The following is a 12116-nucleotide window of genomic DNA, read 5'->3' on the forward strand; positions in this document are numbered from 1 at the left end:
TCCGCTTCCCTCACTTGAAGACCTGCATGTCGGGGTTCAGTCCGAGCAGCGCGGACGTGTAGACGTAGTTGAAGATCCAGATCGAGGCGAACGAGATGACCACCGCCTGGTTGACCGCCCGGCCGACGCCGATGGGGCCGCCTTGGGCGTTCAATCCCTTGTAGCAGCAGACAACCGAGAGGATCAGTCCGAACGCGAGGGTCTTCACGATGCTGCCCCACATGTCCGTGGTGGTCGCGTTGGACCAGAAGTTCCCGATGAAGGCCGCGCCGGTCGCGCCGAAGATCGGCACGGCCGCGATGTAGCCGCCGATCACGCCACACACCAGCGCGAACACCTCGAGCAGGCCGGTCATCAGGGTGACCGCGACGATCCGCGGCAGCACGAGCGTCCGGACCGGGTCGACGCCGAGGACCTCCATGGCGTCGATCTCCTCGCGGATCCGCCGGGCACCCAGGTCGGCGGCGATGGCCGTACCCATCACCCCGGCGACGATCATCGCGTCGATCCACGGCGCGAATTCGCGGACGCTGGCCATCAACAGGAACGACCCCAGGCGGTCGGGGATGCCGAGCACGCTGTAGAGGCTGCCGCCCTGCATACCCGGGCCGGCGAAGCCGAGCGCGGTGGTCGAGATGATGACCGGCAGCCAGCACCGGCGCAACGTTTCGAACATCAGGTCACGGACTTCGCCCCAGTAGCCGAAGGGATGGCGGACCGCCAGCCACAGCACCCGGCCGAGCAGGTGGACGATTTCCCCGGCTTCGACCAGCGGCCGCTGCGCACCGGCGCTCCACCGTCGTGCGGGTGCTGGCTTCGTCGCTGTCATGACTTTTCGCCTCGCTTCCCGCGAGCGCGAACGACGTGGCCGGTGAAGCCGGCCAGCCCACCCACCACGACGGCGACCGCCGCGGTGGCCAGCACCTGCTGCGGCTCGACCGGCGCCGAGGCAACGAAAACCAGTGGCAGCACGAGAAAGTAGCTGCCGGCCGCAGTCAGGGCACCTTGGCAGATCGGGCGATGCGCGGCGCCGGTGCGAAAACCGGCGAAGGAAAAGGCGACGACCGCGGTGACGAGCAGGAAGCTCGCGCCGGCCAAAGGGGCGACGGCCGCGGCGATCGGCTGCAGCAGAGCGCCGATCACCAATACCGCAAAACCACGCCAGATACCGCGGCCGCACGCCTTGGCGTCGATTCCCCGGGACATCGTCACCCGGGTGCCGGACCGGGCGACCTGCCCGACTCGTGATCGGCTCACCATTCCACCCAACTCCTTCTCCGGGCGTGACCGTGATTCCGGTCTGGCCGCGTCGCGGGACTGCGATGGTCGGTAATGTTGCCGGGCACGGAACCGGGTGCGCATCACCATCTGGCGGCAAAGGGATGACTCGTTGGGGTAGCGGAGGCCGGTGGTCCGCCGCGGCCTGTCAACGTTTCGGCACGAGGTCGCCCCAGGCGTGGTCTTCTACTGTGGACGGTTGCTGGAGTCGTGGTCGAGCAGGCCGTAGGCACCGGCCAGGCCCGCTGCTTCGACCCGGTTGGCCGTGCCGATCCGGTTCAGCAACGAGGCGACCGTGCGCTTGGCCGTGCGCTCGGCGACCAGCATCCGGTTGGCGATGTCCTGGGTCTCCGGACCGCGGGCGAGCAGCTCGCCGTCGAGGACCCGGAACCCGGCGGCCACGGTCAGCAACGTCGCGACGAGGACCTCCGGATCGGCCGACTTGGTGAGATAGCCGTCCGCACCGGCGCGCAGGGCCTGCCCGGCGAGCTCCGGATCGTCCGATCCGGACAGTGCGAACATGCGGGTGGCCGGGCGGCGCTTGATCTGGCGGATCGCGGCCGCCCCGCCCAGGGGCGGCATGGCCAGATCGACGAGCGCGAGATCGGCCGCACAGGACTCGACCGGTGCGGGCGCCTCCTCGACGTGCGTGGTGGTCCCGCCGACCTCGAAGCGGTCACCGGCGTTGGTCGTCAGCATCAGCGCCAGCCCTCGGGCGAACAGCTCGTGATCGTCCACGTACGCAACCATCAGAGGCCGACGAACCACCGGCTTAGTATGGCGAGTAGGTTCCGCCGCCAAGCTGGCCGCGACGATCACGGCGAGTCACAAGGAGAAGCAGCATGCCGGCCGACGGGCAAACCGTGCCGGGTGCGCTGCCGGTCGCCCGGGTGATGGTCACCGTGCGGCTCGCGGTCGCGCTGTCGGTGGTCCTGCTGCTGGTCGCCGACGGGGACGACGTTCGGCGGCACCTTCCGTTGGTCGTCGTGACCCTTTCCGTCGCTTCCGGCTACGCCGTCGTCGTCGCGGCGAACCCGCGCTGGGAGCTGTACACCTGGCCGGCGGCCTGGCTGCTCACCGCGCTCGATTCGACCTTCACCCTGCTCACGGTAGCCATGACCGGCGCGGCGACCAGTCCGGCGGTGGCGATTCTGGTGCTCGTCGTCACCGCCGCAGCCATCCGCCTGCCCCTCGGCCCGACCGTGGCACTCGCCCTCGGACTCGGCGTCGCCTATCTGGCCGTGGCGCTGCTGGTCGACCCTGGATTCACATCGTGGCGGGAGCGCTGGTTCCAGGGTCTCTGGTGGGCGGGTTACCTGCTACTCACCGGCCTGCTCGGCGCGAGCCTGTCCCGGCTGGTCGAGCGTGAGCGGGATGCCGGGATCGCCGCCCGGGTCGAGGCGATGGCCGAGCACGCCGCGGCCGAGGAGGAACGCGACCTACAGCGACGGCTCGTTGAGTCGTATCAGTCCCAGCAGGACGGCCTCGCTGTCCTGCTGCACGAATTCCGCACCCCCGTGATCTCGCTCCGCGCGCTGGCCCGGGGGCTCGCCGCGGACGGCGCGCTCGCCCCGGCCGACCGCGAAACGGGCAGCCGGCTGATCGCCGAGCACGCGAACCACCTCTCCGACATGCTCGACGCCCTCAGCGACGTCGCGGCGAGCCGCCGCCCGGCGTTCGGCACCGACCGGTCCCGACCGGTGAAGCTGCGGGGCCTGGTACTGGCCTCTGCGGACGCGGCCGGACTCCAGCCACCGCGGCTGCGGTTGCACCTCGACGACGCACTGACGGCCACCACCGACCCCCAGCGATTCCGCCGCGTGCTGACGAGCCTGCTCGAGAACGCCGCCCGCGACGGTGAAGGCAAGCCCGTCGATGTCGAGGCCGAAGTCACCGCCGGCAGGCTCCTGCTGCGGGTGCTCGACCGCGGCTCCGGTGTGGACGCGAGCAACCTCGCGAAGCTGACCGGCAAGTTCAGGGCGGCCGGGTCAAATCGCGGTACGGCCGGACTCGGCCTCTGGATCGTCGAACAGATCGTGCAGGCGCTCGGCGGCCGTGTCGGCTTCCAGAACCGCCCGGGCGGTGGGCTGGTCGCCGAGGTCGAGATCCCGGCGGACTGAGCGGGCCACAGTTGGCCCTCGCGGGCCAGCTGTGGCCCGCGCGGACCATTCCCGCACCACGCCGGCCGGGTGATCCTGGCGGCCAGATCAACCGCACACCTGGAGCGGCCATGTCCCTCACCCGCGATATCGAGCCCAGCCGCCACCTCGGGTTCGGCGGCGGCGCCTGCACCGGGCGCCGGCCAGACCCGGTCCCCCGGCAGCTCTTCCGCGACGGCAATGCGGCGTTCTGGAATCCCGACGACATCGACCTCACCCGCGACGAAGCCGACTTCGCCGCGCTGACCCCCGACGAGCGCCGCCTGACCTGCCTGTTCGTGGCGAACCTCATCTCGCTCGGAGAGCCCGCACCCCAGGATCTGCAGCCGTTCGTGACTGCAATGGCCACCGAAAACAGGCGGGACGACGAGGCCTACCTGACGCAGCTCGTGTTCGAGGAAACCCAGCACACCCAGGCGTTCCGCACGTGGTTCGACCGTGTCGGGACTGGTGACTCCCTGCCGCGGTTCACCGAGAGCGGGGATATCCGCCGCCGAATCTTCCTGGAAGAGCTCTCCTGGTCGCTGTATGCGCTCACCGACGACCACTCGCCCGCCGCCCAGATCAGGGCCGCGGTGACTCATAACCACATCGCCGAAGGTTGCCTCGCCTTGACCTGCTACACCGCCGGAGCGCGGATCTGCCGAAGTCGCAGAATCTTCCCCGGCCTGCTCCGCATCATCGAGCACATCGCGGCCGACGAACGCCGTCACATCGCCTGGGGCACGTTCACGTGCCGCCGACACGTCGCGGCCGACGACGCAAACTGGGCGATTGTCACGCGACGCACGCAGGAACTGCTGCCGCTCGCCACCGAGGTGATCGGCGAAATACTGGCGCCGTTCGGACTGGGAGCGCCGTTCGGGAGCAGCAAGCAGGGGCTGATGGGTTCCGCGCTGAACAAGGCCAGCCGCCGCCTCGACTCGGTCGCGGGGGCGCGGGGCCGCCGGGTCGAGGAGGTCGACCACGACCACGCGCCGATGCATCTCGAGCACGAGATCGCGACGGAAGCAGCCGGCCCACGCGGCAAGGACGTCCACCAGACCGTTGTCCCGATCAGGCATTAGCCGTGAGCAGCGCCAAGATCCGGTTCGCGATCCCAGCGAGAACGCAGGACGGAACGTCGACGTCCCGCGGGTCGTCCGGAAGCATGGGCCTTCCCAACCAGCGTCGGTCAAGAGGTCCCGGCAACACTGACGGTGAGCCTGTCCACAGCCCTCGGCACGCTCGCCTCAGCGCTCGGTCTCGCCGGCGCATGGCGGCGGTTCCCCGTCTGCTCCGCCCCACGGCCGGTCGCGGCCGCGAGGCCAGCCGGATTCCGGATTGTCGAGGACGCGCAGGAAAGCATCTTCCGCGACTACCGGCGCCGGGTGACTCAGGCGCAGGGCGAGCGGGCGTGTCAGATCAACTGTGGAAGGCCGTGGCCTACTTGTTGATGTTGATGCGGTCGCCGAACTGGATGGCGAACGCGTTGAGGGTAGCCTTCCAGCCGGTTGGAGCGGGTGATGCCGATGGCTCCATCGGGCCGTGTCATCGTTCGGATTGTGAGGTAGAGCGTCTTGAGAGCTGCTCGCTCGGACGGGAACGCGCCGCGGTTGCGGGTGGCCTTGGGTAGCCGCACGTTGAGCGACTCGATCATGTTCGTCGTGTAGAGAACCCGCCCGGATTTCCAGGGGATACGCGAGAAACGGGGTGACCTCGTCCCACGCGGCACGCCAGGTCCGCGGGATCGCAGGGTAGCGGTGGCCAACCTCGCCCGACTCCAGCTCGTCGAGCGCCGCGGCTGCGGAGTCGCAGGGTCGGGGCCTGGTAGATCGGCCGCAACGCGGCGGTGACCTGCGTGATGTGTTTCTTCGACGAGTATCGCATCGACGCCCGGATCAGGTGCACGATGCAGGTTTGGACGATCGCGGCCGGCCAGACGGTGGTGATCGCTTCGGGCAGCCCGGACAGCCCGTCACAGCAGACGAAACACACGTCGGTCACGCCGCGGTTTTTCAGCTCCGCCAACACCTTCATCCACTACTTGGCGCCCTCGCCGTCCTTGCCGATCCACCTGCCCAGGACGTGTTTGGCGCCGTCGAAGTCGACGCCGACAACGACGTAGACCGGGCGCTTCGCCACCTGACCCCCGCGGATCTTGACCCAGAGCGCGTCGACGAACAGCACCGCCCAGCTTGAGCCGAGCGGCCGGTTGGCCCAGTCGGTGACCTCATCGGCAACGGCGTCGGTGACCTTGGAGATCAGGTCGGGCGAGACCTCGACGCCGTAGATGCCGGCGAGGTGGGCTTGGATATCGCGCACGGTCATCCCGCGGGCATAGAGCGAGATGACGGCGTCGTCGAGTCCGTCGAGACCACGCTGTCGCTTGCGCACGATCGCAGGCCGCTATGGACCTTTCCGGAGCCGCCAGACAGGTCGTCGATCTCGCGCGGAGCTATCACGGTCAAGCCGGCCGCTACGCGATCGACGAGAACACGCCCGTTGAACCTCCCTTCGTCTCCATCCGAAGCGTGCTGGCCACCGACACGTCAACCATCGACGAGGCGATGAAGCGGTTCGACCTCCCCGACGACGAAGACATGTCCGATGAGGTCGAAGACGAAGACGGAACTGATTGACGTGCTGCCGAGGGGCGAGGTCGCTCGTGGGACCCGCCCCTCGGCTGCAGGAATCGCCGTGATGGCCATCGTGATCGGGGCCGAAGCGATCGAGGAGATCGGCCTGCACGGACCCGACGTCGTGCTGTGCGACATCCGGATGCTCGACGTCGACGACCTTATCTGCGCAGCACCCGGCCCTCGAACTCCGCCCGGCGCACCCCGACCACCAGAAGAATCCGTCAGAAAAACCGTCAGAAGAACCAGTGCACTGGCTCGCTGCCCCGCTCGGCGAGGTCACCAAAGCGACCACCGAGGAACGCCAGCGGCGCACCCGGCCGGTCACAGGTGTGCCGCACGTGACCGAACACGACCACGTGATCCCCGGCCTCGAAGTGCCGTTCCACGGTGCATTCGAGGTGGGCGAGCGCGTCCGGCACCACCGGCACGCTGTGCTCGCCGTACTCCAGGGACAGCCCCTCGAAATGGTCCGACCCGCGCCTGGCGAACCGCATCGCGATCTCCTCCTGCCTGGCGGACAGGACGTTCACCGCAAACCGTCCCTCGCCGACCACCGCGTCGGTGGTCCGCGCGCCCGTGGTGAGGCAGACGAGCAGCAGCGGCGGCTCCAGCGAGACCGAGGTCAGCGAGTTGACCGTCATCCCGTGCGGCACACCGTCGTGCTCGGTGGTCACCACCGCGACACCGGTGGCGAACCGGCCGATGGTGCGCCGCATGGTCATCGGGTCGACTTCCGGCTGAACGATCATCAACGGCTCCTCACCCCTGCCGCGCGGCGACGGCTTCGCGGTGCGGAGCGTCCCCGGTGCGCAGGATCTCCATGATCTGCTGGTGGTCCATGACCCTGGCGAACCCCCGGCGCAGCGTGCGCAGGGTGGCGTCGTGCGCGAGCGCGCTGTCGGTGGCGTTGACGTCGGAGCCGAACACTATGTGGTAGCCGAGGAAGTACCCGGTCCGCGCGGTCGACTCGCAGCAGAAGTTCGTCAGCGTGCCGCTGATGATGAGCGTGCGGACGCCCCGGTTGCGCAGGGCGTAGTCCAGGTCCGTCCCGGCGAACGAGTCGTAGTTGTGCTTCGCCGAGATGACCCGCTCACCATCGACCGGCTGGAACTCCCGGTACAGCTTCGAACCCGGCTTTCCCTCGGCGATCGCGCCTGCCTTGATCGGCGGCCAGAACTCGTAGAAGTCGTGCGCAACGTCCGGGGCGATGGTGTGCTCGGTGTAGAACACCGGGGCACCGACCGAGCGGCAGCATTCGACGAGTGACCTGATCCGCGGCACCTGCCGGTAGGCCTCCGGCACGCACATCGGGTTGTCCGGGTTGACGAAGTCCTCCTGCATGTCCACCACGATCAACGCGCACTCGGCCGGCCGGATCTCGAAGGCCCAGTGCTTGTCGGTGGTGTAGTCGCGCTCGGCGAACTCGATGAACTCGCGCTCGCCTTCGAAGACGCCGGGCGCGCGCAGCCGGTCGGCGCCGAGCAGTTCATTCTCGTCCCGCTGGTACTCGCGGAGGAACCGGGAGACGGGGTCCATGGTCGGTCCCTTCCAGCTCAGTCGACGCGGTAACGGACTTCGAAGGTGGTCACGCCCTCCTCCGAGCGCCACGGACCGTGCCGCATGCCGGGCGGGCGGCACGCGTACTGCCCCGCGGTGAAGGTCTGGTTCAGTTCCAGGTCGGTGAAGGACCCTTCGAGGATGTAGACCTCCTCCCAGAAATCGTGCACCTGCACCCCGTTCGGAGTGGAGTCCGCGCCGGGCTCGTAGCGCAGAATGCGGGTCGCGACACCAGTCTCGGGGTCGCTCGACAGGATGCGTTCCTTGATCATCGGGTCGCCGCCGGCGCACACGGTGTAGTCCACCTTGTCCACCGGGAAGAACTCGTACTCGGGTTTGGCCATCGGCTTCTCCTCAGGAGTCGGCGTCAGTCGACGTGGTAGCCGGCGAGGAAGGACTCGACGTCGGCGAGCGGTTCTTCGAAACCGTAGTTGCGGAACGCATAGCCCTTCACCACGAACGGCGCGCCCGCGTAGAACATCTCGTACTGGTGGTGGCGGCCACCGAACTCGCTGCCGGTGGCGTCCCAGGCCAGTTTGAACAGCTTGATCCGCTCCTCGGCCGGCGCGTTCGGCGAGTAGATGTAGCGGTCGATGTCCGCGCGGGTCGCTGGGTTGCGCATGTCGGCCACGCTGGAGGGCACCTGCAACACGCCACCGCCGACCAGGTCGCGCAGGATCGACAGCGCCCGCGGGTACAGCTCGGCCTGCAGGCCCATGGCGCCGTAGACGGCCCGCTTGCCAGGCCGCCAGAGGCCGGCCTCGTCCGGGGCGGCGGTGTACTCGGCGGCCAGCACGGCCGACTCCACCAGCGACGCGAGGCTGGCCAGCTCGCCCAGTTTCTCGATCACGCCGGGGAACTTGTCGACCCCGTTGATCGCGGCGACCTTGCGGGCGAGCCCGGTGATGAACTGCAGCTTCACCGAGAACCGGATCTGCGCCTGCCAGTTGCCCAGGACGTGTGCACCGGTGTCGAAGAACTGCCGGCGCAGCCCGGCGACATCGCGGTAGACGAATACCTTCTCCCACGGGATGAACACGTCGTCGAAGACGAGCAGCGCGTCGGTCTCGTCGTAGCGGGTGCTCAGCGGGTAGTCGTAGGAACTGGTGGCCGCCGGGGCGAACGGCCGCCGGCAGTACAGCTTGAGCCCTTCGGCCGCGACCGGCACCACGAAGCCGAGCGCGAAATCACGGTCGTCCTCGGTGAGCGGCTTGATGCAGGACACGAAGATCTCGTCGGCGATCGGGCCGCCGGTGGCCAGCATCTGGGCGCCGCGCACGACGATCCCGTCCGGCTTCTCCTCGACGACGCCGGCCTGCACGAAGTCACCCTCCCAGGCGTGCGCGGTGGTCGCGCGCGACACCTGTGGCGGGATGATCGCGTAGGAGACGTACTTGCTCTGCGTGAGCAGTTCCCGGTGGTAGGCCTGCACGTTCGCGGAAAAGTCCCGCTCCCCCGCGGCGAACGCCTCCGGGTGCGCGGCGAAACCGGCGACGAACGCGCCGACGTGGTCCGGGCTGCGTCCGACCCAGCCGTGCGTGTGCCGCGCCCAGGCCTGCGCCGCGTCCCGGAACGCGGTCAGATCCGCCTGACTGCGCGGAATGCCGTAGATCCGGTTGGCCTCCGCGCCGGTCTCCGGCGCGGTGAAGGTCATCTTCGAGGAAGGGTCGGCGGCCAGGTCGAACAGCTCCGACATCGTGGTCGCGATGGGGCGGAAGGCCGGGTGGTCGGCGACGTCGCGGACCCGCTCGCCATCGACGTAGATCTCGCGGTCGTCGCTGATCGCGGCAAGGTAGTCGGCTCCGGTACGCATCAGCGGTTCCCGTGTTTCGTCTCGTAGGTGTGGGTCAGGACGGTGCCATCGGCGAGCTGGAGCCGGAGCGTCCAAGCCCGCCCGAAGACGAACCGGCCGGTCAGCAGCGGCAGCGTGCCGCCGAAGAGGACGAGGTCGCCGTCGGTGTCCGGCAGGGCCGCGGCCAGCCGCGCCAGCACGTCGTCCGGCGTGCGCAGTGCGGCGAGGGTGCCGTGCTGGTAGGGCTCGCCGTCGACCTCACTGGCGGCGCGCACCGCGTCCCAGTCGAACGCGGACAGATCGTCCGGCAGCGGCACGACGGTGGCGCCGAGCGGCTTGGGGCATGCCGCCTTGGAGCCGGCGATGTCGGTCTTCTCCAGCTCGCGGTCGGTGTGGTCGGAGCCGACCGTGAGGTAGTGGCGGCCGCGGTGCCGGATGATCACCGGCTCGACCTCACCGGAGGAGTCCGGCCCGTCCACGTCGACAACGGACTCGGCGGTCAGCAGTGCCGGATCGAGGTCGTAGAAGGCGGGCACGGTGGCCGGTGGCGGCACGCCGATCGCCTTGAGCTCGGCGATGTGCTCGGCCACCGCGTCGGCGTCACGGCCGGTGTAACCGGCGACGACGAGCCGGGCCGGGGTGATGTCGAACGTCTCCGCGGTCGCACTCACGGTGAACCGCAGCGGCGACGATGCCGGGGGCATGAAATCAGACCTCATTCCTGGTGGGGGTATGGACAGCGGGCAAGCGACGGTCGGCGAGCACGGGGAACTCGGTCCTGGCCGATTGGATCACCGAGGTGTCCACGTCGCAGAAGGTGATGCCCTCGTCGTCGCCGGCTTCGACGAGGACATCACCCCACGGGTCGACGATCCGGCTGTGCCCGCCGAGCCGGACGCCGCCGGCCTGTTCACCGACCGCGTTGCAGGCGATGAGCACGACCTGCTCCTCGACCGCGCGGGTGGCGGTGAACAGCCGCCAGTGATGCCGCCTGACCGCCGGCCACGCCGAGCACACCACGATCGTCTCGGCGCCCTCGTCAACCAGTGTCCGGTACAGCTCGGGGAAACGTAGGTCGTAGCAGGTCGTGGTGCCGATCCGGCCGAGTGCGGTGGCGGCGGTTCCGGTGGTCTCGCCGGGGCTGAGTAGCTCGGCCTCGCGTGACTGGTAACCGAACACGTGCATCTTGCGGTAGGTGTGCAGGATCCCGCCGTCCGGACCGATGAGCACGGCCGTGTTGTGGAGCCGGCCGTCGTCGGTGCGTTCGAGGACGCTGCCCATGTGCAGGTGGCAGCCCAGCCGGCGGGCCCACTCGCGCGCCGCCATGACGGTGTCGCCATGTAGGGGCTCCGCGAGTTCCGGGTAGGCGTCGAAGGCGAAGTAGCCGGGCATCCACAGTTCCGGCAACACCACCAGGTCGGCTCCGGCCGTCTCGGCGACCATCGCGGCGACGCGTTCTCGCCGCTGTACCACCGGTTCCGCGGCCGGGCTGGCCACCTGCACCAGAGCCGTTCTCACTTCGCGTGCTCACCCGCCGAGGACAGGAAGTCCAGCAGCTCGGTGTTGAACTTCTCGCCGATCTTCTGCACGGCGTGCGGGCTGCCGTCGAAGCGCACCCGCTTGGCCGGCAGCCGCTCGGCGAGCACGTCGGCGACGTCCTCGAAGCCGGGCGTGCCGCCACCGGTGACCACGAGCTTGGGGAAGCCAGCCGCGGCCAGCTTCTCCAGTGGCACGCCGGTCTCCCACGGGCGCTCGGTCTTGAGGTTGCCCACCGCCTCCGCGAACGGGGGCGGCAGCGGGGACGGCAGATCCATCGACACGTTGAGCGTCTTCAGGAATCCGGCGGCGAAGGACTCCAGGTCGTCGGAACCGTGCTCCGCCCAGTGCTTGCGCATACCCTCGATGAGCTTGTCCGCCTCGGGCCTGCCGGCCGCGTTCGGCATGGCCGGCGGCTCGATGACGGTCAGCGACCACACCTTCTCCGGGGCCAGCGCGGCCGCGCGCATAGACACGACTCCGCCCATCGAGGTGCCGACCAGGTGGGCGCCGTCGCCGAGCAGCTCCACGATCTCCTCGGCATCACGGTCGGGGTCGATCCGGTCGGTCGAGGGGCTCGGGCTGTATCCCCGCCGGTACGGCGCGATCAGCCGGTACTTCTCGGCCAGCACCCGCTGCTCGCTGAAGGCCGCCGCTGCCGAGCTGAGGCTGCCGTGCACCAGAACGATCGGGGGCCCGGAGTCTCCCCAGCGTTCCGCGGCGAGCTCAGTCACTGCCGGCTCCTCACTTCTGCTCGGCGGCGGCGAAGACGCCGGGGTCGACGTCGAGCTGACGGGACTCGAACTTCCAGCCGTCCGCGGTCCGCACCACGACGTCGTTGTAGACACCGGTGGCGATGATGAACGGCGGCTTCTCCACCTGGATCTTGACCACCAGGGAGTACACCGTGGCGCGGTCGTCGCCGTCGGCCTCAATGACGTAGTTGGTCAGGACGTGGCGCGCGCCGTCTTCCTTGCCGGCCTGGATGTGGCCGCGAATGAACTCCTTGATCGCTTCGTGGCCCTCGAACGTGCCGTAAGTGGCGATGAACTTCCCGCCGGGAAGCCAACAGTCCGCCCAGGCGTCGATGTCGTGCGCGTCGAGGTACTTCACGTGGGCGTTGGAGAGCTCCTGGATCGTGATCTTGTCTTCCACGGAGAGGGACATCCGCGG

At 69.0% G+C, this 12116-nt stretch carries 15 protein-coding genes and 1 pseudogene; 3 read left to right on the forward strand and 13 right to left on the reverse strand.

From position 1 onward, the window contains the following. Positions 1-10: 10 nt before the first annotated feature. The 3 genes from LWP59_RS27150 to LWP59_RS27160 all read right to left on the reverse strand — a co-directional run bounded on the left by LWP59_RS27150 (position 11) and on the right by LWP59_RS27160 (position 2016). A complete protein-coding gene (locus tag LWP59_RS27150; protein WP_144635741.1) occupies positions 11-829 on the reverse strand; it encodes an MlaE family ABC transporter permease in 819 nt (272 codons plus the stop codon). Further along, positions 826-1206 carry a hypothetical protein gene (locus LWP59_RS27155; protein WP_233921935.1) on the reverse strand — a complete coding sequence of 127 codons (381 nt, stop codon included), beginning with the start codon at positions 1204-1206 and terminating at the stop codon, positions 826-828. Before LWP59_RS27155 ends, LWP59_RS27150 begins: the two co-directional genes overlap by 4 nt. Positions 1207-1464: 258 nt before the next feature. Next, complete coding sequence (locus tag LWP59_RS27160) at positions 1465-2016, reverse strand: response regulator transcription factor (protein ID WP_308431770.1); 552 nt, start codon at positions 2014-2016, stop codon at positions 1465-1467. 104 nt (positions 2017-2120) lie between these two features. Between LWP59_RS27160 and LWP59_RS27165 the strand changes: the two genes are divergently transcribed. Together LWP59_RS27165 and LWP59_RS27170 are read left to right on the forward strand one after the other, a co-directional pair. Further along, complete coding sequence (locus tag LWP59_RS27165) at positions 2121-3398, forward strand: sensor histidine kinase (protein WP_144635732.1); 1278 nt, start codon at positions 2121-2123, stop codon at positions 3396-3398. A gap of 110 nt (positions 3399-3508) precedes the next feature. Continuing rightward, positions 3509-4504: a R2-like ligand-binding oxidase gene (locus LWP59_RS27170; RefSeq protein ID WP_144635730.1), complete on the forward strand. Its 996-nt coding sequence runs from the start codon at positions 3509-3511 to the stop codon at positions 4502-4504. Between the two features lie 332 nt (positions 4505-4836). On the opposite strand, the gene LWP59_RS40485 is transcribed toward LWP59_RS27170, so the two are convergent. Beyond that, positions 4837-5151, reverse strand: a complete 315-nt coding sequence (locus LWP59_RS40485) for a transposase (RefSeq protein WP_186383127.1) — start codon at positions 5149-5151, stop codon at positions 4837-4839. Beyond that, a pseudogene (locus tag LWP59_RS27175) lies at positions 5073-5813 on the reverse strand (IS256 family transposase). The gene LWP59_RS40485 and the pseudogene LWP59_RS27175 overlap by 79 nt, the downstream one beginning before the upstream one ends. Before the next feature lie 14 nt (positions 5814-5827). Here LWP59_RS27175 and LWP59_RS27180 point away from each other — a divergent pair. Next, positions 5828-6058, forward strand: a complete 231-nt coding sequence (locus LWP59_RS27180) for a hypothetical protein (RefSeq protein ID WP_144635716.1) — start codon at positions 5828-5830, stop codon at positions 6056-6058. A gap of 233 nt (positions 6059-6291) precedes the next feature. On the opposite strand, the gene LWP59_RS27185 is transcribed toward LWP59_RS27180, so the two are convergent. The 8 genes from LWP59_RS27185 to LWP59_RS27220 are packed head-to-tail and all read right to left on the reverse strand — an operon-like array spanning position 6292 to position 12110. Next, positions 6292-6807: a flavin reductase family protein gene (locus LWP59_RS27185; RefSeq protein WP_144635713.1), complete on the reverse strand. Its 516-nt coding sequence runs from the start codon at positions 6805-6807 to the stop codon at positions 6292-6294. A 10-nt stretch (positions 6808-6817) separates the two neighbouring features. Beyond that, positions 6818-7594 carry a cysteine hydrolase family protein gene (locus LWP59_RS27190; protein WP_144635710.1) on the reverse strand — a complete coding sequence of 259 codons (777 nt, stop codon included), beginning with the start codon at positions 7592-7594 and terminating at the stop codon, positions 6818-6820. Positions 7595-7611: 17 nt separating this feature from the next. After that, complete coding sequence (locus tag LWP59_RS27195; RefSeq protein WP_144635707.1) at positions 7612-7959, reverse strand: cupin domain-containing protein; 348 nt, start codon at positions 7957-7959, stop codon at positions 7612-7614. A 23-nt stretch (positions 7960-7982) separates the two neighbouring features. Then, the gene (locus LWP59_RS27200) at positions 7983-9428 is read right to left on the reverse strand and encodes a 4-hydroxyphenylacetate 3-hydroxylase family protein (protein WP_144635704.1); all 1446 of its coding nucleotides are present in this window, start codon (positions 9426-9428) and stop codon (positions 7983-7985) included. After that, positions 9428-10111 carry a DUF2848 family protein gene (locus tag LWP59_RS27205; protein ID WP_144635699.1) on the reverse strand — a complete coding sequence of 228 codons (684 nt, stop codon included), beginning with the start codon at positions 10109-10111 and terminating at the stop codon, positions 9428-9430. The genes LWP59_RS27200 and LWP59_RS27205 overlap by 1 nt, the downstream gene beginning before the upstream one ends. A gap of 4 nt (positions 10112-10115) precedes the next feature. After that, on the reverse strand, positions 10116-10925 hold the full coding sequence (locus LWP59_RS27210) for a carbon-nitrogen family hydrolase (RefSeq protein WP_144635697.1): 810 nt from the start codon (positions 10923-10925) through the stop codon (positions 10116-10118). After that, on the reverse strand, positions 10922-11677 hold the full coding sequence (locus LWP59_RS27215) for an alpha/beta fold hydrolase (RefSeq protein WP_186383125.1): 756 nt from the start codon (positions 11675-11677) through the stop codon (positions 10922-10924). Before LWP59_RS27215 ends, LWP59_RS27210 begins: the two co-directional genes overlap by 4 nt. Before the next feature lie 10 nt (positions 11678-11687). Then, positions 11688-12110: a nuclear transport factor 2 family protein gene (locus LWP59_RS27220; protein WP_144635691.1), complete on the reverse strand. Its 423-nt coding sequence runs from the start codon at positions 12108-12110 to the stop codon at positions 11688-11690. Positions 12111-12116 lie beyond the last annotated feature (6 nt).

The sequence above is a fragment of the Amycolatopsis acidiphila genome (assembly GCF_021391495.1).
Taxonomy (GTDB): Bacteria; Actinomycetota; Actinomycetes; order Mycobacteriales; family Pseudonocardiaceae; genus Amycolatopsis_E; species Amycolatopsis_E acidiphila.